The organism is Candidatus Ruminimicrobiellum ovillum, from assembly GCF_002392975.1.
Taxonomy (GTDB): domain Bacteria; phylum Elusimicrobiota; class Endomicrobiia; order Endomicrobiales; family Endomicrobiaceae; genus Ruminimicrobiellum; species Ruminimicrobiellum ovillum.
The window spans coordinates 212,213-231,976 of record NZ_DGIC01000009.1 but is presented as its reverse complement, the minus strand read 5'-3'; the positions used below and the strand labels follow the sequence as shown (position 1 = coordinate 231,976).

Genomic DNA, 19,764 nt, shown 5'->3' with positions numbered 1-19,764 from the left:
CAATGAATAAAAATTTTTCCGATAAACTTTTTATTGAACTAAACAAACAACAAGTTTTTTCTTTTGAAGATATACAAAATTTTCAAAAGAAAATAACCGATGAATTTGTAAAGGAAAAATGTATAGATTATTACGGGTGGTTCAAAAATAATTACAACAGTTTGGAATATTTTTATAACTTGTTGGAAGATGAAAAAGAAAAACAATTGTACTTAAAGATGATAGTTTCAAAACTTTTGGGCCCCGTATATGTAACCGAACAAGAAAAAGAAAGATATATTCATTCACGAGATATTTTTGATAGTTTATTGGCAGATAATTCTATCAGACAATTACAATCCGTTACAAGAAAATTAAAATTTTATAATTTGTCAAAACTCGGATACGATATAAAAGTTTACGGGGCAAGAGCTTTGCTCGATAAACTTATAATCCATAAACAATATTCTTATAAAGATTGTAAAGTTGAAAATGGAGATTTTGTTATAGATGCCGGCGGTTGTTGGGGGGATACTTCATTAATATTTTCGTCGATTGCCGGTAATGATGGTAAAATTTTTACATTTGAATTTTTTGATGATAATTTGAATATACTTAAAGAAAATTTTTCTCATAATAAAGAACTTGCCGACAACATTATTTTAACCGAACAACCTGTATATAACAAATCAAACAAAATTTTATATTTAAATCATGCTTGTGCCGATATTACAACATTAACGGAAAACAAAAATAATTTGCAACAATATAAAACAATATGTATTGATGATTTTGTTGAAGGTAAAAAGATAGAAAAAACAGATTTTATTAAAATGGATATAGAAGGTTGTGAACTGAAAGCCTTGCAAGGTGCGGTAAATACATTAAAAAAGTATAAACCGAAACTTGCAATAGCGGCATACCATAAATACGAAGATTATTACGAAATACCGAAATTTTTAAATGAATTAAATTTAGGGTATAAATTTTATTTTGCTAATTATACTTTAGGTTTTACGGATACTGTTATTTATGCAAAATAAATTTGCTATAATATAAAAATGTTATTGAATTTTGAAGATATTAAAAATAATGAAGAACTTTTAACATACTTGAGATATGCCGACAGCTATTTTGAAAGTATCGGATATAAAGAGCATGGTTTATCTCATGCTATGTTTACCGCGGAAAGAGCAGCGGATGTTTTGAGACAACTCGGTTACACCGCAAGAATACAGGAACTTGCAAAAATTGCAGGTTTTTTGCACGATATAGGTAATCTTGTAGGGAGAACAGATCATGCACAAAGCGGTTCTATTATAGCAATGCATATTTTAAGTAAAATGGATATTGCCGAAGAAAGATATAACAGCGATATATTTGAAATTTTCGGGGCAATAGGTAGCCATGAAGATAAAAATATGACACCTCCAACGGAAATTGCGGCTGCTGTTGTTTTGGGTGATAAAACAGATGTAAGATATAAAAGATTAAGAAACGAAGAAAGAAAGTTTACGGATTTCCATTCTAAAGTTATAGCCGCATGTAATAATACAAAATTGGAAGTAAATAAAGATAAAAAAGAAATTTCATTAAATATGGATATTGACACAAAAATATGTTCCATAATGGAATATTTTGAAATTTTTACACAAAGAACTGTATATTGCAGTAAAGCTTGCAGTGTTTTAAATTGCGACTTTTCTTTATATATCAACGGGGACAGGTTCTTATAATGGAGTGCGGTTCATTTCAATTATTGAAAAAATCAAGTCAGTGTAATGCAAGACTCGGCAAATTATACACGACACGTGGTATAATAGATACTCCTGTATTTATGCCGGTAGGCACACAAGGCTCCGTAAAATCCGTTTCCACGGAACAATTAATACAATCAAAAGCACAAATAATACTTGCAAATTCGTATCATATATATTTAAGGCCCGGACTTGATATAATTAAAAAAGCCGGCGGTATACAAAAATTCAATTCTTGGAACAGACCTATGCTTACCGATTCGGGCGGGTTCCAAATATTTTCACTTAACGATTTCAGAAAAATAAAAGAAGAAGGTGCTGAATTTAAATCGCATATAGACGGTTCAAAACATTTTATATCACCGGAAATATCAATGCAAATACAAAAAACCATAGGTGCCGATATTATAATGTGTTTTGACGAATGTACTCCGTATCCTTCAACTTATGAGTATGCGAAAAACTCCATGCTTATGAGTTTGAATTGGGCAAAAAGATGTAAAACGGAATTTTATAAGGATGATGCATGTAATACACAGGCATTGTTCGGTATAGTTCAAGGTTCGGTATATAAAGATTTAAGAAAAGAAAGTGCTTTAAGAATGCAAGACATAGATTTTGTAGGTTATGCTATAGGCGGTGTATCGGTAGGTGAATCAAAAGAAGAAATGTTGGATGTTATAGAAAACACGGTTCCTTTTTTACCGGAAAACAAGGCAAGGTATCTTATGGGTGTAGGAATGCCCGAAGATATTTGGGATGGAATAGAAAGAGGAATAGATATGTTTGATTGTGTAATTCCTACAAGAAACGGAAGAAACGGTCAGGCATTTACGACTTACGGTAAGATAAATATAAAAAACGGTGAATATAAAGATAAATTCGAACCGTTGGACCCTGAATGCGATTGCCAAACTTGTAAAGGGTATACTAAGGCATATTTGAACCATTTGTTCCGTTCGCAAGAGATATTGGCACTTACTTTGTTATCTTTACATAATATTAATTTTATGTTAAAATTAACGGGTAAAATTAGAAAAGCTTTGGTGGAAGATACTTTTTTGGAAACTAAACAGGATTTCTTCAGAAAATATTATTCAAATAAAAAATCCAACAGCTGAAAATACGGAGTATATTAAGATGTCAAAAATTAAATTTTTGTTGTTATCTGTTTTATTTTTATCTCAAAATATTTATGCTGATGGTGCGGCAGCGGCACCTGCGGCAACACCCGGCGGTGCTTTCGGCGGTTTGATGCCGTTATTAATAATTTTTGTTTTTTTCTATTTGTTTTTAATAAGACCTCAACAAAAACAAAGAAAAGAACTTGAAAGACAAATAAATGCAATAAAAAAAGACGATACAATACTTACTTCCGGCGGAATATATGCAAGAGTTATTGCTGTAAAAGAACAAGATGTTGAAGCTGAAATTTCTCATGGCGTTAGAGTAAAAATTGCTAAATCTGCAATAGTAAGTGTTTTAGATAATAATAAACCGGTTACACCGGAAGTTGTTAAAAAGTAAATGAATACGACAGAACTTAAATTTTCAAATGTAATGCTTGAAGATGTTAAGGCTAATGAAACCGTAAACAGTTTTATTCAAGCAGCAAATGATTATTTGGGAGCAATTGGCTATACCGAGCATGGTTACAGGCATGTAAGTTTGGTGTCTTCGGTTGCGGAAAGTATTTTGGCGTCGTTGGATTATCCGAAAAGGTTACAGGAACTTGCCGCAATTGCGGGATATGTTCATGATATAGGTAATGTTATTAACAGACAAGATCATGGTCAGTCTGCCGCATTAATGGCAATGCATATATTAAAACAAATGGGATGTACTCCTGATGAAGTTTCTTTGATAGTTTCGGCTGTCGGGAATCATGAAGAAGAAATCGGAGATCCCGTAAATCCTGTGGCGGCGGCACTTATAATTGCGGATAAATCGGATGTTCACAAAACAAGAGTAAGAAACAAAAATATTATTGCGGCTGATATACACGACAGAGTAAATTTTGCCGTTGACAGATCTTTTTTAAAAGTAAATAAAGAAAAAAAAATAATATCTTTAAATTTGAATATAGATACAAAAGTTGCTCAGGTTATTGAGTACTTTGAAATATTTATGTCCAGAATGGATATGTGTAGAAGAGCTGCAAAATTTTTGGATTGTAAGTTTGAATTAATAATAAATGAGAGGAAATTACTTTAATGAACAAACTTGGTTTCAGAACAGTAGTTACAGCGTTGTTAATCATTCTTTCAGGGTATTTTTTATTTCCTACCTTTGAATGGTACAGAATGAGTGACGATGAAAAAGCACAAGCAGAAAAATCAAAAGATCCTATTATCGGCAAGACATTAAATTTAGGTCTTGATTTGAGAGGTGGTACACATCTTTTATTGGAAGTGGATGCTTCTAAGTTGGATGAAACGGTCAGTGTAAAAGATGCGGTTGACAGAGCAGTGGAAGTTATAAGAAACAGAATAGACCAGTTCGGTGTTGCGGAACCTTTAATTGCAAAACAAGGTGACAGATGGATAGTAGTTCAGCTTCCGGGTATAAAAGATCCGGCAAGAGCAAAAGAACTTATCGGTAAAACGGCATTGTTGGAATTTTGTTTGGTTAGTACCGATAACGATGCATTAAATAAAATTCAAGATAAAATGAGAGAAAAAGATTTGTCTAAAGCTGAAGAAGCTTTAAACGATGAAGAAATAAAAGCTTTAATTCCGGAAGGATACTTCATTGCAGACAGCAAAGAAGACAGCAGAGTATATTTATTGAAAGAAGCATCTCTTACCGGTGCATATTTGGTTAATGCAAAAGTTGAACTTGCTACGGGCGGATTCGGTTATCCTCACGTATCATTAGAGTTTAACAAAGACGGCGGAAAAATATTTGCAGATGTTACCGGTGCAAATATAGACAGAAATTTAGCTATCGTGCTTGACGGTATAGTTCAGTCCGCTCCTGTTATAAGGTCAAGAATTCCGGACGGAAGAGCTATAATTGAAGGAAACTTCAATGCCGATGATGCAAAATTATTGGCTACCGTTTTAAGAGCCGGTGCTTTACCTGCTCCCGTTAAAATAATAGAAGAAAGAACTGTTGGGCCAAGCCTTGGAGATGATTCTATTAAGAAAGGTTTTTCATCTGCATTGATTGGTGTTGGAATTGTTCTTTTATTTATGCTTATATATTACGGTTTTTCAGGCTTAATTGCAGATATAGCTTTATTATTAAATTTCTTTATTCTTATGGGAATAATGTCTTATTTCCAATTCACATTAACATTGCCGGGTATTGCAGGTATTGCTTTGACACTTGCTATGGCGGTTGATGCTAATGTTCTTATATTGGAAAGAATAAGAGAAGAGTTGAATATCGGTAAAACGGCACGAGTTGCGGTTGATGCCGGATACGATAAAGCTTTTGTTACGATATTCGATTCAAACGTAACTACATTAATAGCTGCAGTATTCTTGTTCCAATTCGGAACGGGACCTATAAAAGGTTTTGCCGTTACATTAACGATAGGTTTGTGCATCAGTATGTTTACGGCTATTGTTGTTACAAAATTGATATATGATTTCTTGTTTAAAGAAAGTTTTATAAATAAAATAAAATTATAATAATTGGAGGCATACCGTGCAATTTTTTAAGACACCTAAGATAGATTTTATAGGTAAAAGATATGTAGCATTTACGATATCGATAATATTAATACTTGTTGGTATTTGTGCCGTAGCAATTAAAGGACCTAACTATGGTATAGATTTCAGTGGCGGTATTTTGATGCAATTTTCATTTGATAAAGAAATTCAAATGGATGTTATAAGACAAGGTTTGGCTTCACAGGAAGGGTTAAACTTTGAGTTGCAATCAACAGGTAAAAACGGAGTAATAATAAGGGTTAAAAAAACAAATCAATCTCAAGATGAAATGGCAAAAAACATATTATCCGTATTGCAATCCAAATATTCGGATTCTCAAATAACAACAGATAGAGTTGAATATGTAGGCCCGGCTGTAGGTAAACATTTAACAAAACAAGCAATGTATGCTTTCAGTTTTGTATTTATAGGTATTATCGTTTATGTTGCTTTCAGATTTAAATCCGCATTGTGGGGTGTTGTCGGAGTTCTTGCTTTGATTCACGATACATTTATCACATTCGGTTTAATGGTAGCTATGGATAAACAAATAGATTTGACTTTGGTTGCAGCACTTTTAACCATCGTCGGTTATTCTATTAACAATACAATTGTTGTATTCGACAGAATCAGAGAAAATTTAAGACTCATAGCAAAAGAAACTTTTGCAACAACAATAAATATAAGTATCAACGGTGTTTTAGGCAGAAGTGTTATTACATCGTTAACTGTTGCATTTGTATCCATAATTATATTGTTTATGGGCGGAGAAGTTATAAGTGATTTCGGTTTAGCATTATTTATAGGAAACATAATAGGATTTTTCTCCAGTGTGTTTGTATGCGGTCCTTTAACTTATGAATGGGAAAAAAGAAAGAGAGACAGATTTAAAAAGAATATGGGGAAGAAATAAGTTTTGATGTATAGTTTAAAATAATATTAGCTGAGGGGTTTTAGGTTAAAAATATTCAATATAATACCGAAAATTTCTCAGCTAAAATTTTTATGGAATTATAATAAGGTTTTTCATCATGAGAAAGATAAAGAATTTTAAAATCAGTATACGAACAAGGGAAATATCAAGAATTATAAGAAAACTTCTTAATACGGAAGATTTGCCGATAGAAGTTGAAGAAGCTGTTCAAAAGTCTTGTTTTGTTTGTGAAAAAGTCATAAAACCGGCAGTAGTTTATGATACTTTTTCAAAAGAGGCAATGATTTTTCCCGTTGAGTTTCAAGCTCCCGAAAAATGGATAGCCGTAAGCCCGTATATTTTGACTATAGGAAATGTTTTAGAGGAAGAATATAATAAAAATAAAGAACTTTTTGGCGAATACGGTATTCAAATAGTATCTGCAATTTCAGCGGATGCTTTAGATCAGGCAAGGAACTTTGTTCAAAAACTGTTAGCTGCGGAAGCAATTGATGAAAATTGTGAATTATCGCGAAGTATAGAATTACCTAAACAATATAATCAAGAAATTATAAATTTCCTGCCGGCAGATAAAATAAATTTGTCTTTAGACGACGATGGAAATTTTGTTCCAAAAAATTCCATGTCGGGATTGTATTATTGGATTCCCTTAAAAAAACGTGGCAGAAAATAAAGGTGTTATGAAAGAAATAAAAGAAATACTGATAAAATTAAAAACAATTTATAATAAAAAACAGCAGATAAATTTTGCTTTTTTATTTGTTTTGATAGTTATTTCCGGATTTTTAGAACTTATAGGAATATCTTTAATTTTACCGTTTATAAATGTTGTTATTAATCCCGAAATAATAGTTACAAATAAATATTTATCTTTTGTTTACAATTTGTTTCATATAAGCGATACTACAAATTTTTTAATTTTTTTGGCATTTGTTTTAATTTTGGTATATATATTAAAAAATTTATATATGTTGATTGTCTATTATTTTCAATACAAAATACTATACAATGCCCAAAAAGATATTTCTTTACAATTGATAAAATTTTATATAAATCAGCCTTATTCTTATCATTTAAATATAAATACTTCCGAGATGGTCAGAATTGTTACAAACGATACGACCCGTTGTTCGGATTTTTTGGCAAATGTATTCTTTTTATTGTCGGAATTTATTGTTTTGTTGTTGGTTACAAGTTTTCTTTTCTATATTAATAAAATTGTTACGATAGTTTTGGTTATTTTATTTGTTTTTCTGTTTTTCTGTATATTTGTTGTTTTAAAACCGAGATTAAAAGTTTTTGCCAAAAACAATCAGAAATATCATGGTGGAATGATAAAATGGATACAACAATCTTTGGGTGCAATTAAAGATATAAAAATTTTGCAAAAAGAACAATTTTTTGTAGATAAATATTATGATAGTTCAATAAAGTATTGTTCCGCACAAAAACATTATCGTTTTTTGGAACAATTTCCAAGATTATTGATAGAATCTTTTGTTGTTTCCGTAATTCTTTCGGTTATAATATATTTGTTATACGGAGGAATTGACGCTTCGACGATAATAATTCAAATGGCGGTTTTTGCTATGGCAGCATTCAGGTTGATGCCTTCAATGAACAGAATGCAAGTTGCATTGAATGCCATAATGTATTTTATGCCGTCAATAAATGTAGTTTATAGAGATTTGAAGAATACAAGAGTTACGGGATATTTGAAAGAAGATGAAAATAAAGATTTAAACATGGAAAAAGATATTTATATTAACGGTATTTCTTATAAATATCCGAATACGGAAAAATATATTTTTAAAGATATTTCTTTCGTTATAAAAAAAGGTAAATCTATCGGTTTTGAAGGTCCTACGGGAGCAGGTAAAACAACAATCGTGGATGTTATTTTAGGTTTGTTGGAACCTACCGAAGGTTCTATACTGATAGATAATAAAAACATTCATAGAAATAAAAAAAGTTGGTTTTCTAAGATAGGGTATGTGCCGCAATTTATATATCTTACGGATGATACAATAAAAAACAATATATTGTTTTATGACGATGAAAATGTCAATGAAGAGCAATTAAATACGGTTATAGAACAAGCACAATTAAGAGATTTTATAGATTCTTTACCTAAAGGCCTTGATACTGTGGTGGGAGAAAGAGGTATAAGGTTGTCCGGCGGACAAAGACAAAGAATAGGTATAGCAAGAGCTTTATATAAAAAACCGGAACTTTTGGTTTTAGACGAAGCTACTTCCGCTTTGGATAACGATACGGAAAAAGCCGTTATGCAGGCTATAGAGCATCTGTACGGAAAAATTACTATGTTGGTAATAGCACATAGACTTACAACCATAGAAAAATGTGATGAAATTTATAAAATAGATAAAGGAACAATAGTTAAGGTTAAATGATTTTGTTATAAAACGACAAAAATACAAAAAAAGATTTCTTTCCTTCCGAGAAACGGAATATTAATATGATACCTAAAAAAATTCATTATTGTTGGTTTGGCAAAAAACCGTTACCGAATATTGCAAAAAAATGTATTGCAAGTTGGAAAAAGTATTGTCCCGACTACGAAATAACAGAATGGAACGAAAACAACTTTGATATTAATTGTTGTAATTATACAAAAGAAGCTCACAAAGCAAAAGAGTATGCTTTTGTGTCCGATGTTGCCAGATTATATGCTTTAATAGAGTACGGCGGAATCTATATGGATATAGATCATGAAATACTAAAACCTATAGATTCTTTTTTACATTATGAAGCTTTTTGCGGGTTTGCGACGGAACAAGATATAGGTTTCGGTATTTTGGGATGTAAAAAAAATACGGAAATATTTAAAGAATTTTTATCTTCTTACAATAACATACACTTTATAAAACAAGACGGTAAAAAAGATATTACTATTGTTAATGTCAGGTTTCAAAAATTTTGTAATAAGTATGGATTTATTAACAATAATTCTTTTCAACAAATAAACGAATTATCAATTTTTCCTTCGGAATATTTTTATGCCAAGAGTTTTAGAACACAAAAAACAAAAATAACCGAAAATACATATTCTATACATCATTGTTACGGTTCTTGGAATACGCCTAAGGTAAGAATACAAAACTTTTTATTAAAAGTGTTCGGAAAAAAGATTACGAAAAAAATAGCGAAAATAAAGAATAAAATTATAGGATAAAATTTAAAAAGAATACAAAAGTTTTGCAAAAAATCTTCGGATTGCTTTTAAAACAAATGCGGTTGCCTTATATAACCGAGGATGATTTAAGAAAAATTTGAAAATTAATATTATGAATTTATTTAATATGTTAACATTGTTATTCTTTTTTGAAAATAAAAATTTTTTTACGGAAAATAATGCATATGACATCTTTTTCATCGGGAAAGAACTGAATGTTAAGCAGTAAGCAACATATGTAAAAGCATATATTAGAAATACCGTACAATATTCTTCATAAATATTTTTTTCTATTAAAGTTTTATAAATTTCTTTTATCAACTTAATTATGTAATAAGTTCTGAAATATAAAGAAGCCGTTAAAGATTCATCTCTTCCGATTCTGTAAAAATATATAGGTTCTTCATTGAATATTATTTTAGGCTTTAAAAGCATGAGCTTATAAAAAAATAAACAATCCTCACAACTTTTTAAAGTAAAAAATAAGTTGTTTTTTGTCAGGAAGTCTTTTTTGTATATTTTACTCCAAGGTCCGCAATTTATGCTTGGAAAAAGAATTAAAGCTTTATTGTTTTTACATTTTGTTGTAAGGAAAGAATATCTTTGAGGAATATATTTTGAAGTTTTATTATGATATAATACAAAACCTTCGGCAAAAACATCACAGTCGTTTTTTTCTATGCCGTTAAATAAAACTTCTATATAGTCATCTCTTACCCAATCGTCGGAATCCGCAAAAACAATATATTTGCCTGTTGCTATTCTCATTCCTTCGTTTCTCGCTTTGCTTATTCCTTGATTTGCAGGCATATTTAATAAAATAATTCTGGAATCTCTTTGTTGATATTCTTTAATAATCTGCAAAGAATTGTCCTGAGAACAATCGTTAACCAGTATTATTTCGATATCTTTAAATGTTTGATTAATTACACTATCAAGACATTGTCTAAGATATTTTTCTACATTATATACCGGAATGATTATTGATACTTGAGCCATATGAAATTTCTCTTAAAAATTTATTCTTTCCTTTTCAATAACGAGAGGTCTGTTTTGTATTTGAGTGAGTATTGCATGCAGATATTCTCCTAAAATACCTATAAAGAACAATTGAACGGAAAAGAAAAAAAATACGGATATTAGAATAGGTGCTATACCTGCTGGCAAATGATACCAAAACAATAATTTAAAAATTAAATAAAATATCGCTAAACAAAAGCTTAAAATCGATAATAGAAAACCGCACATTGTAGCTATCCTTAACGGAACTTTCGAATAATTGGTAAACGCCAACATTGCCATATCATAAAGTGTATAGAAAGTGTTTTTTGTTTTTCCTTTTTCTCTTTTATTTTGACAGAACTGAATACATACTAATTCATATCCCAATTCGCAAACAAGTCCTCTGAGATAAGGATAAGGTTCATTTAAGGATTTTAATTTATTGATAACTTCTTTATCGTATAACCCGAAACCCGTGCAATGTTCCAATAGTTTTGTGCCTGAATCGTTGAACAAATTTAATAATTTGTAATACCATGTTCTTATTACATACATTATTTTATTTTCTTTGCTTGCGGATTTTTGTCCTAAAACCACTTTGTAACCTTGTTCCCATTTTTTTATAAAATCAATTATCATTGACGGAGGTTCCTGTAAATCGGATGCTATAGATATAACAATATCTCCGTGTGATTGCAACATACCGTAGTATGGTGAACGAATATGACCGAAATTTCTTGTGTTTATTATAACTTTTATATGTTTATCTTTTGCCGCAAGTTCTCTTAGTTTATTAACGGTATTATCTGTTGAGCCGTTATCGAGTATGATTTGTTCGTAATCATAATTGTCTTTAAGAGTTTCGCATGCTTGTTTTATTTGGTTACAGAGCTCTTCAATATTGTCTTGTTCATTGAAGGCACTTGAAACTACGGATATTAATTTTTTCATTATTTTCTCCGCAAAGAATACTTTTGATATTTTATCATTAAAATCTTACGACTTCAACTTTTTTATATTTTATATTATGTTTTAAAATGGTATAATCAACGAAAATTAAGATAATATCTCTGACAGATGAAAAATTAAAATGAATTTGAAAATAAACTTACAAACTTTAAATCAATTAAGCATAATTTATGTTTCTTTACCTTTATTGATATTTTTGGCTACTTGGTTAAAACCTTATATCGCGACAGTGGCATTTGTTTTGTTTATATATGCCTTGTATTGCGGATATTTTAAAAATAAAAAGTTTAATTGTAAAAATTTATTAAACAATAAAAAAGTATTTATAATTGTACTCGTAACGGCTTTACTGTGGTGCTATTTTTCGGGAATAGGCGGATTTTGGTATCAAAGTAACGATCATCATTGGAGAAATGCAATTTTCAGAGATTTAATAAATCATAATTGGCCGGTCTATTACAACAATATCAATGTTGCACTTGTTTATTATATAGGTTTTTGGTTACCGGCGGCACTTATAATAAAAATAATATCTTTCTTTCAACCTCTTTCCAAATACTTATCTTTTTTTATAGGAAACGAATTATTGTTTATCTACGGTACAATAGGACTTTTTTTAATTTTTGTTAATATATTGTTTGCTTTAAAAACAAAAAAATACAGTAAAGTTTTCCTTGGAATATTTATATTTATTCTTTTTTCGGGAATGGATATAGTTGGGGTATTAACACCCGTATTTTATGATACTTCTTTTTCTTTTAAGGATTTACATTTGGAATGGTGGTCTTATATAGGACAATATAGTTCAAATACCACGGTTCTGTTTTGGGTTTTTAACCAGGGGATACCTGCTTGGCTTATAACACTAATGTTTTATAATAATAGAAAAAATATCGAAAATTACGGAATACTCGCTTTGTTATGTTTTTTTTGTGCTCCGTTACCGTTTATCGGTCTTTCCGTATTATTGATATCATACTTTATAAAAAATTTGTTTACGGAATACAGAAAAAATAAAATTTTAAATTATTTAAAAAGAACTTTTTCCGTTCAAAATACAGTAGCTGTAATATTTATAACACCGATAATATTTTTATATTTTATTTCCAATCTTACCGCAAAGGCAACGATTTCCGGAGGTTTGGGACATCATCATACACCTTGGGCTTTTTGGATGATAGTATGTATGTTTATATATTTTATATTATTGGAAGCAATGGTTTATCTTTTACCGATATATAAACAATATAAAGGAACAATTATGTATTATGTCGTTTTTATTTTTTTGTTATTGTGTCCCATATTGATGTCCGGTAAAAAAGTTGATTTTTGTATGAGGACACCGATTCCGATGTTTGTGATATTATCGTTGTTCGTTATGAGATTTTTGTTTAGAACGTATAACTTCAAAAAATATAAGATAAGATATTTGTTTTTATGTTTATGCTTGGTTTTAGGCAGTGTGACACCGATATTTGAATTTTCAAGAGGATTTATAATCGTTTCCGAAAACAAAACCGTATTTGAAAGTGCGGATCAGTTGAAAAGTTTGGAAAATATTATAAGTTATGATTCGTACGGAAACATAAGAAGCGGAAATTTTGTTGCGGAATTTCCGGAAGAAAAAATATTTTTTAAATATTTGTCTAAGCAATAATTCATAGATTTTTAATTAACTTTTTTGTATAATAACCGACAGGTATTATAAAGTATACTTAATGGAACTGCTGCCATCGTCTAGCGGTTTAGGACATCGCCCTCTCAAGGCGGGGATCACGAGTTCGAATCTCGTTGGCAGCGGTTTAATTTTTACAGAGGAAAAAATGTTAGATATTAAACTATTCAGAGAAAACATTGATGTTGTAAAAGAAGGATTAAAAAAAAGAAATCAGGATATCAATTTAGATCAACTGATGGATTGGGATAATACGAGAAGATCTATAATTACGGAGATAGAACAGTTCAGATTAAAAAGAAATACCGATTCCGAAACGGTGGGAAAGTTAAAAAGAGAAGGAAAAGAACCCGAAAAAGAATTGTTGGAAGAGTTGGAACAATTAAGAGCAAGAATACAAGAAAAAGAAAAATTTTTACTTAATATAGAAAATCAAATAGAAGATTTTTTAATGAGAATTCCGAATATTCCCGATGAAACTACTCCTGTCGGAAAGAGTGATAAAGATAATGTTGTCGTAAGAGTGGTAGGGGAACCTCCGAAGTTTTCTTTTAAGCCGAAACATCATTGGGAAATAGGTGAAAAACTCGGAATATTGGACTTTGAAAGAGCTTCAAAAATTTCAGGTTCGAGATTTTCGTTGTTGAAAAATGAAGGATGTGCTTTGGAAAGAGCAATTATCAGTTTTTTTCTTGATACTCACAAACAAAACGGTTATCAGGAAATTATGACTCCCTATTTGGTAAACAGAGCTTCAATGAGAGGAACTGGACAGTTGCCGAAATTTGAAGAAGATTTGTTCAGATGTCCTGACGATGAATTATATTTGATACCTACCGCGGAAGTTTCCGTTACAAATTTACACAGAGATGAAGTTTTGGATGAAAAGCAACTTCCTGTAAAATATGCTTCTTATTCCGCATGTTTTAGAAGAGAAGCCGGTTCGTATGGTAAAGATACAAAAGGTTTAATAAGAAATCATCAATTCAATAAGGTGGAATTGGTAAAATTTGTTAAACCTGAAGATTCCGCAAAAGAGTTGGAACTTTTGACTAACGATGCCGAAAAAGTTTTGCAGTTGTTGGGTATTCCGTATAGAGTAATGGCTTTGTGCAGCGGAGATATAGGTTTCAGCTCAACAAAAACTTATGATTTGGAAGCTTGGATGAGCGGTGAAGGTATGTACAGAGAAATCTCTTCCTGCTCTAATTTTAAAGATTTTCAGGCAAGAAGAATGAATTGCAAATATAAAAATACTGCAACAAAAAAGAGAGAATTTGTTCATACATTAAACGGTTCGGGAGTTGCGGTCGGCAGAACTTTTGCAACAATTTTGGAAAACTATCAACAAGAAGACGGTTCGGTCATAATTCCCGAAGTTTTAAGAAAGTATACCGGTTTTGATATTATAAAACCTAAAAAATAATTTATGCTTAAAAACAAAAAAGGGCAGGCATTTACAGAGGCTGTTTTTATTTTTCCTGTAATAATAGTCTTGATATTTTCTGTTGTTTGGTTTGCGAGAGTTCTTTTAACATGGCAACAACTCGTTTCCGCAACAAGATACGGAACGGATATGATAGCAAATACGACTTTGTCCGGTGAAGATATAAAAAAAGATATTAAAAACTATTTGACCAACAAAATGATAGAAGGCAGAAGGTTGGATACGGATAAAATAAAAGATATAACCGTAGATATTAAAAATTATAATGCTATCGATTACAACAATATAACGGATTTATCGAATATTTCGAACATTGTTCAAGGTCTGTTTGTTCCGTCAAACGAGTTATCAACCGTATCAATATCTTATTCTTATGATTTGCCCAAAATAATGAATATTGCAGGTATGGATGAATTTATTATAAAAACAAAACTGTCTGTTCTTGCAGGCAGCGGTTGTAAAAATAAAATACATAAAAGAAAATAATTTTCACGGGGGAAAATATGTTAAGAAATAACAAAGGACAAGGAATGGTGGAATATATTCTCATAATCGTTTTGGTTGTTATTGTTGTAATTGCAGGTGTAAAAATGTTCGGCGGTAAAGTAAACAGTATGTTTCAAGATTCAACACAGAAAATATCTACTGAAGCTAATGTAAAATAAATATGAAAAGAAATGTTATACTTATAGCCGTATTGGCACTGTTTTCGGCATTGTTTGCAACCTTATACTTGTACGACACGGGACAGCAAAACAAAAGTATGTCCGAAGAAATTAAAGTTGTTGTTGCCAATCAAAGAATAGAACAGGGACAAATTATAACGGATTCGATGATAAAGGAAAAGATTGTTCCCAAACAATATGTTCAACCTAAATATATATCGGAAATAAAAGATTTTTATGTTGACGGAAAACCTGCATATATATCCATAGTTCCTTTTGAAGAAGGGGAACAAATAACATCATCTAAAATATCGTCGTTAATATCGGGATTCGGCTTGGCAAACACCATACCCGATAACAAAAAAGCAATAACGATACTTTTTAATAATCAGGAAATAAACGGAATAATTACTTCCGGAAGTAAAGTTGATTTAATATCGATTATAGAATATGAAAATAAAAATCAAAGACTTGAAGAAGCCGCGTGTGTGGTTGCTCAAAATCTTTTGGTGTTGGCAGTCGGTAACGATATTATAGGTTCTGCAAAAAAATCTGCGGAAGAAGTAACCGTTTCCGTAAATATTCCGGTAACGATGGCTGTTTCTATGGAAGAAGCACAAAAAATAGTTTTGGCACAGGAAAAAGGAATATTGAAAGTTGTTTTAAGAGCTTCTTCCGACGATAAAATTCAACAAAATAAAACAGTTAAGATAAATGATATTTGTGAGAATGCCACGGCAAATACAAAAATACAATCCGTAAGACAGCAGAATACCGAAATGCAAAAAAGACAAAAAGAGTTAAACGAAATAATAAATAAATATTCTCAAAAATAATGAATAAATCAAAAATAATATCCATTCTACAAACAAACAAGTCCGTTTATGCAACTTCTTTGGCAAGAGGACTGTCTGCCGTAAATACTTACGATAATAAAAAAAATATTGTTGTTGATGTAAGACGACACAGCAACATAATTTGGGCTTATTACGGTAAAAAAAATATAAAATTTTTGGATGATATATTGAATGTTGCTTTGAATCTTAATGTGTCTATGTTAAAATCATATTTCGATACGAATAACGATATTGTTTGTGTGAAAAATATAACAACATTACTCAACGGTAATTTGGACTTTATAATAAAATCTTTATCGAAAATATATGGTAATATTTTTGTTGTTTATGATAACAGCGAAGGTTTTCATGATTTCTTATCTTTGAGTGATATTGTTTTATGTTTGCTTGAAAAAGAGCCTGTTTCTCTGTCAAATTACCAAAAAATATATTCCGATATAGTTATAAATAAAATCAAAGATATAAACGTTTTCCCGGTAATATTAAAAACCGATATTGATTTTAATATTGATGAAAAAGAAGAAAATTTTATTCCACAAAACTCAATATTTATTAACTTTGATTCCGATACGGAAAAAGAAGTTATCGATAAAAACTTTATGTTTAATGACGGAAAAAATGCTTTCGTTGACGGCATAAAGAAAATTATGGGGAAAATATCACAATGCACCACCGAAGGTAATAATGTAATTGATATAGCCGCAGGTTCGAATAAATATAATCTTTTAAGAGAAAAACTACATAAAGATTTAATTGAAAAAATGAAAGATTATTCTGATGAAAGCGATAAAAAAGTTTTATCGAACATAATCATGGTAAATGTTAGAGAACTTGTTTTGAAATACGGAATAAAACTTAATAATGAAACCGAAGAAAAAATTATAAAAGAATTGATTAATGATATAGCGGGATTCGGAATTTTGGAAGATTTGTTGACGGATGAAAATATTACCGAAATAATGGTAAACGGTTGTGATAATATATATGTTGAAAAAAAAGGTAAGATAGAAAAAACGAATATTAAATTTGAGAATGTTGAAAAACTAAAAAATGTTATCAGCAGAATTGTTGCGCCGATCGGCAGACATGTTGATGAATCTTCTCCGATAGTCGATGCAAGACTCAAAGACGGTTCGAGAGTAAATGTTGTTATATCCCCGATATCTTTATATGGGCCGGTATTAACAATAAGAAAATTTTCAAAGCATAAATTATCGGGACAAGAACTTATAAGTTTCGGCTCGTTAAACGAAGAAATGTTGAATTTTTTAAAAACTGCCGTTAATGATAAAAAAAACATTTTAATCTCGGGCGGAACAGGTTCCGGTAAAACCACCTTATTGAATATATTGTCTTCTTTTATAGATTCAAAAGAACGAATAATAACAATTGAAGATTCCGCCGAACTTCAATTGCAGCAGGAACATGTTGTAAGACTTGAGTCAAGGCCGAAATCTTTAGAGGGAACATCGGAAATAACGATAAGACAACTTGTTATAAATTCTTTAAGAATGAGGCCGGACAGAATTATTGTCGGTGAGTGTAGAGCTGCCGAAACATTGGATATGTTACAGGCGATGAATACCGGTCACAGCGGTTCAATGACAACTGTTCATTCCAATTCTTGTTCGGATGCGATATCCAGACTTGTTGTTATGTCTTTAATGGCGGGTTTTGACTTACCGGAAAAATCTATAATTTCCATGATAGTGTCGGCATTGGATATTATTGTTCAAATAAAAAGATATCCTGACGGTTCAAGAAAAATATCTGAAATTTCCTTGTTGGAAAAAACGGAAAACGGCGAATATAAATTGGTTTCGGTTTTTACCTATGATAATCATAAAAATATTTTCATAAAACACTTATGAGTTTAAACATTGTATATCTATTACTTTTTTTAATATCTTTTTGTTTATTGGTTTTTTATTCAGCTTTATCGTTAAAATCAAAAGACACTGCACTTGTAAAAAATAAGAATAAAAAACAAAGCAAAAAAAGAATTTTGTTGCTTATTATTTGTTTTGTTTTGATATCTGTTTTACTTAATGTAATATATGCAATAATAATAACCGTTGCGGGAGTTTATTGTTTTTGGCTTTTTACCGAAAATAAAAAACAAAAATATAAAAAGGAAATAGATAAACAGATATTGGAAACAATAAGACTATTTAGAAATTCGGTTTCGTCCGGAGAGAATATAATTCAAGCAATAGAATCTGTTTCTTGCCAAATAAAAGATCCGTTATCATCGGAATTTAAAGAAATATTGAAGAAAGTCGAGTTAGGTATCGGTTTGGATAAAGCTTTAAAAGATTCTACGGATAAAATTCAAAATGAACAATATAAATTTTTTATGGATTCTTTAAAGATATCTCATTCTACCGGTATAAAAATTTCCGATATACTTTCAAAAATAGAACAATCCGTTTCTAAAAAACTTTATTTAGCGAACAAAGTTGATGTTCTTACTTCTCAGGTGCGTTTTTCAGGAATGGTTATAAGCACGATTCCGTTTTTTATAATTTTTATAATTTATTTTATCGAACCGGAAATGGTATCGATCTTGTTCTCTTCCGTTTTAGGTAATATCATATTGCTTGTTTGTGTTATTATGATTTTATCCGGTTCTTTTATGATGAAAAAAATTGCGGACATAAAATTATGATGTATTTAATATTAACATTTATTACTTTGACTGTTTTGTTTTATATTCTTTATTTTGCAATAAGTATGTTTGTATCGGGTTTTTATGCAAAACAAAATTTTTATGGAAGTGCGGATAATAAAAATATTTTTTTAATATATATTTTGAAAATGTCAAACATGTTGCAGCCGATATTAAAACTCATTAAAATAAAACTGTTTGTCGACTATATTGCGAAACTTGACAGTATGTTAAAAGTGTTTGATTTTAATGATATGAAAATAAATTCATACAATTTTGTTTTTATACAACTTATATCAATGCTGGCAGGTTGTTTTATATCGGTGATAGTTTTCGGCTTCGATATGTTATTTATGATATGTTTCGGATTATTGTTCTTGATATTGCCGTATCTGAAGATATATGAACAGTATAATAAAAAAATTAATGAAATAGTGAAACAAATACCGGATGTTTCAAATTTATTGGCAATAATGGTTTATTCCGGAATAGATTTTAACGGAGCAATCAATAAAATAGTAACGATTTTGGAAGGACATTTTATAAACGAGTTAAAAGATATTATTAAAAAAATGTCTTTGGGAATAGACACAAAACAGGCTTTTAAAGAGTTGTCTGAAAAATATAATATTGTTCAAATAGATACTTTTGTAAAAGCGATAACAATGTCTTTGGATACCGGAACAGGTCTTACCGACAGCTTGAATAAAATAGCTCGGCAAGTGTCCGATGACAATGTCGCAATAGCTGAAAAAAAAGCCCATGAAGCTCCCGTAAAGATGTTATTACCCATGACAATTTTGATATTGCCGACCATTTTCATTTTGTTGTTTGCTCCGTTTGTTATATCTTTTTTTAAATCAGGCTCATTATTTTAATTGATATTTCTTACTGCTTGTATTCTTGTTATATCGGTAAATTTAATGTATAATATCGCCAATTATACACATTTTGGA

The 19,764-nt window shown here is 30.4% G+C and carries 19 protein-coding genes, 1 tRNA gene and 1 pseudogene; 19 read left to right on the top strand and 2 right to left on the bottom strand.

The window, feature by feature from the left end:
• Positions 1-2 precede the first annotated feature (2 nt).
• The 10 genes and pseudogenes from B2Y85_RS03965 to B2Y85_RS03920 all read left to right on the top strand — a co-directional run.
• On the top strand, positions 3-1,022 hold the full coding sequence (locus tag B2Y85_RS03965; protein WP_372519178.1) for an FkbM family methyltransferase: 1,020 nt from the start codon (positions 3-5) through the stop codon (positions 1,020-1,022).
• 18 nt (positions 1,023-1,040) lie between these two features.
• Positions 1,041-1,715, top strand: a complete 675-nt coding sequence (locus tag B2Y85_RS03960) for a phosphohydrolase (RefSeq protein WP_372519177.1) — start codon at positions 1,041-1,043, stop codon at positions 1,713-1,715.
• Positions 1,715-2,857 carry a tRNA guanosine(34) transglycosylase Tgt gene (gene tgt / locus B2Y85_RS03955; protein WP_372519176.1) on the top strand — a complete coding sequence of 381 codons (1,143 nt, stop codon included), beginning with the start codon at positions 1,715-1,717 and terminating at the stop codon, positions 2,855-2,857. Before B2Y85_RS03960 ends, tgt begins: the two co-directional genes overlap by 1 nt.
• Before the next feature lie 19 nt (positions 2,858-2,876).
• On the top strand, positions 2,877-3,263 hold the full coding sequence (gene yajC, locus B2Y85_RS03950) for a preprotein translocase subunit YajC (RefSeq protein ID WP_372519175.1): 387 nt from the start codon (positions 2,877-2,879) through the stop codon (positions 3,261-3,263).
• The gene (locus B2Y85_RS03945; protein ID WP_372519174.1) at positions 3,264-3,950 is read left to right on the top strand and encodes an HD domain-containing protein; all 687 of its coding nucleotides are present in this window, start codon (positions 3,264-3,266) and stop codon (positions 3,948-3,950) included.
• Positions 3,950-5,374 carry a protein translocase subunit SecD gene (gene secD / locus B2Y85_RS03940; protein ID WP_372519173.1) on the top strand — a complete coding sequence of 475 codons (1,425 nt, stop codon included), beginning with the start codon at positions 3,950-3,952 and terminating at the stop codon, positions 5,372-5,374. Before B2Y85_RS03945 ends, secD begins: the two co-directional genes overlap by 1 nt.
• Positions 5,375-5,390: 16 nt before the next feature.
• Positions 5,391-6,308 carry a protein translocase subunit SecF gene (secF, locus tag B2Y85_RS03935; RefSeq protein WP_372519172.1) on the top strand — a complete coding sequence of 306 codons (918 nt, stop codon included), beginning with the start codon at positions 5,391-5,393 and terminating at the stop codon, positions 6,306-6,308.
• A 118-nt stretch (positions 6,309-6,426) separates the two neighbouring features.
• On the top strand, positions 6,427-7,002 hold the full coding sequence (locus B2Y85_RS03930) for a hypothetical protein (RefSeq protein ID WP_372519171.1): 576 nt from the start codon (positions 6,427-6,429) through the stop codon (positions 7,000-7,002).
• Positions 6,989-8,743: an ABC transporter ATP-binding protein gene (locus tag B2Y85_RS03925; protein ID WP_372519170.1), complete on the top strand. Its 1,755-nt coding sequence runs from the start codon at positions 6,989-6,991 to the stop codon at positions 8,741-8,743. The genes B2Y85_RS03930 and B2Y85_RS03925 overlap by 14 nt, the downstream gene beginning before the upstream one ends.
• A 41-nt stretch (positions 8,744-8,784) precedes the next feature.
• Positions 8,785-9,525: pseudogene (locus B2Y85_RS03920) on the top strand (glycosyltransferase family 32 protein); the annotation flags it as partial.
• Positions 9,526-9,528: 3 nt separating this feature from the next.
• On the opposite strand, the gene B2Y85_RS03915 reads toward B2Y85_RS03920, so the two are convergent.
• Both B2Y85_RS03915 and B2Y85_RS03910 read right to left on the bottom strand, forming a co-directional pair.
• Positions 9,529-10,524, bottom strand: a complete 996-nt coding sequence (locus tag B2Y85_RS03915; RefSeq protein ID WP_372519169.1) for a glycosyltransferase family 2 protein — start codon at positions 10,522-10,524, stop codon at positions 9,529-9,531.
• A gap of 12 nt (positions 10,525-10,536) precedes the next feature.
• On the bottom strand, positions 10,537-11,478 hold the full coding sequence (locus B2Y85_RS03910; protein WP_372519168.1) for a glycosyltransferase family 2 protein: 942 nt from the start codon (positions 11,476-11,478) through the stop codon (positions 10,537-10,539).
• A gap of 139 nt (positions 11,479-11,617) precedes the next feature.
• Between B2Y85_RS03910 and B2Y85_RS03905 the strand changes: the two genes are divergently transcribed.
• From B2Y85_RS03905 to B2Y85_RS03865, 9 genes are all read left to right on the top strand, one after another.
• The gene (locus B2Y85_RS03905; RefSeq protein ID WP_372519167.1) at positions 11,618-13,153 is read left to right on the top strand and encodes a hypothetical protein; all 1,536 of its coding nucleotides are present in this window, start codon (positions 11,618-11,620) and stop codon (positions 13,151-13,153) included.
• Between the two features lie 69 nt (positions 13,154-13,222).
• Positions 13,223-13,296 (top strand) — tRNA-Glu (locus tag B2Y85_RS03900).
• Positions 13,297-13,319: 23 nt separating this feature from the next.
• Complete coding sequence (gene serS, locus B2Y85_RS03895; protein ID WP_372519166.1) at positions 13,320-14,597, top strand: serine--tRNA ligase; 1,278 nt, start codon at positions 13,320-13,322, stop codon at positions 14,595-14,597.
• 3 nt (positions 14,598-14,600) lie between these two features.
• Complete coding sequence (locus B2Y85_RS03890; RefSeq protein WP_372519165.1) at positions 14,601-15,104, top strand: TadE/TadG family type IV pilus assembly protein; 504 nt, start codon at positions 14,601-14,603, stop codon at positions 15,102-15,104.
• Between the two features lie 17 nt (positions 15,105-15,121).
• Positions 15,122-15,283, top strand: coding sequence for a hypothetical protein (locus tag B2Y85_RS03885; RefSeq protein ID WP_372519164.1), 162 nt, complete (start codon positions 15,122-15,124; stop codon positions 15,281-15,283).
• A gap of 2 nt (positions 15,284-15,285) precedes the next feature.
• Entirely contained in the window at positions 15,286-16,119 is an 834-nt protein-coding gene (cpaB, locus tag B2Y85_RS03880; protein WP_372519163.1) for a Flp pilus assembly protein CpaB, read from the top strand.
• Positions 16,119-18,011, top strand: coding sequence for a CpaF family protein (locus B2Y85_RS03875; protein ID WP_372519162.1), 1,893 nt, complete (start codon positions 16,119-16,121; stop codon positions 18,009-18,011). The genes cpaB and B2Y85_RS03875 overlap by 1 nt, the downstream gene beginning before the upstream one ends.
• Positions 18,008-18,808 (top strand): type II secretion system F family protein, encoded by an 801-nt coding sequence (locus tag B2Y85_RS03870; RefSeq protein WP_372519161.1) that lies wholly within the window; start codon positions 18,008-18,010, stop codon positions 18,806-18,808. Before B2Y85_RS03875 ends, B2Y85_RS03870 begins: the two co-directional genes overlap by 4 nt.
• Positions 18,805-19,686, top strand: coding sequence for a type II secretion system F family protein (locus B2Y85_RS03865; protein WP_372519160.1), 882 nt, complete (start codon positions 18,805-18,807; stop codon positions 19,684-19,686). The genes B2Y85_RS03870 and B2Y85_RS03865 overlap by 4 nt, the downstream gene beginning before the upstream one ends.
• Positions 19,687-19,764: the final 78 nt, after the last annotated feature.

Coding starts and splice junctions, on each gene's coding strand:
- B2Y85_RS03965 (WP_372519178.1), top strand. CDS start 3: ATGAATAAAAATTTTTCCGATAAACTTTTTATTGAACTAAACAAACAA.
- B2Y85_RS03960 (WP_372519177.1), top strand. CDS start 1,041: ATGTTATTGAATTTTGAAGATATTAAAAATAATGAAGAACTTTTAACA.
- tgt (WP_372519176.1), top strand. CDS start 1,715: ATGGAGTGCGGTTCATTTCAATTATTGAAAAAATCAAGTCAGTGTAAT.
- yajC (WP_372519175.1), top strand. CDS start 2,877: ATGTCAAAAATTAAATTTTTGTTGTTATCTGTTTTATTTTTATCTCAA.
- B2Y85_RS03945 (WP_372519174.1), top strand. CDS start 3,264: ATGAATACGACAGAACTTAAATTTTCAAATGTAATGCTTGAAGATGTT.
- secD (WP_372519173.1), top strand. CDS start 3,950: ATGAACAAACTTGGTTTCAGAACAGTAGTTACAGCGTTGTTAATCATT.
- B2Y85_RS03930 (WP_372519171.1), top strand. CDS start 6,427: ATGAGAAAGATAAAGAATTTTAAAATCAGTATACGAACAAGGGAAATA.
- B2Y85_RS03915 (WP_372519169.1), bottom strand. CDS start 10,524: ATGGCTCAAGTATCAATAATCATTCCGGTATATAATGTAGAAAAATAT.
- B2Y85_RS03910 (WP_372519168.1), bottom strand. CDS start 11,478: ATGAAAAAATTAATATCCGTAGTTTCAAGTGCCTTCAATGAACAAGAC.
- B2Y85_RS03905 (WP_372519167.1), top strand. CDS start 11,618: ATGAATTTGAAAATAAACTTACAAACTTTAAATCAATTAAGCATAATT.
- serS (WP_372519166.1), top strand. CDS start 13,320: ATGTTAGATATTAAACTATTCAGAGAAAACATTGATGTTGTAAAAGAA.
- B2Y85_RS03890 (WP_372519165.1), top strand. CDS start 14,601: ATGCTTAAAAACAAAAAAGGGCAGGCATTTACAGAGGCTGTTTTTATT.
- B2Y85_RS03885 (WP_372519164.1), top strand. CDS start 15,122: ATGTTAAGAAATAACAAAGGACAAGGAATGGTGGAATATATTCTCATA.
- cpaB (WP_372519163.1), top strand. CDS start 15,286: ATGAAAAGAAATGTTATACTTATAGCCGTATTGGCACTGTTTTCGGCA.
- B2Y85_RS03875 (WP_372519162.1), top strand. CDS start 16,119: ATGAATAAATCAAAAATAATATCCATTCTACAAACAAACAAGTCCGTT.
- B2Y85_RS03870 (WP_372519161.1), top strand. CDS start 18,008: ATGAGTTTAAACATTGTATATCTATTACTTTTTTTAATATCTTTTTGT.
- B2Y85_RS03865 (WP_372519160.1), top strand. CDS start 18,805: ATGATGTATTTAATATTAACATTTATTACTTTGACTGTTTTGTTTTAT.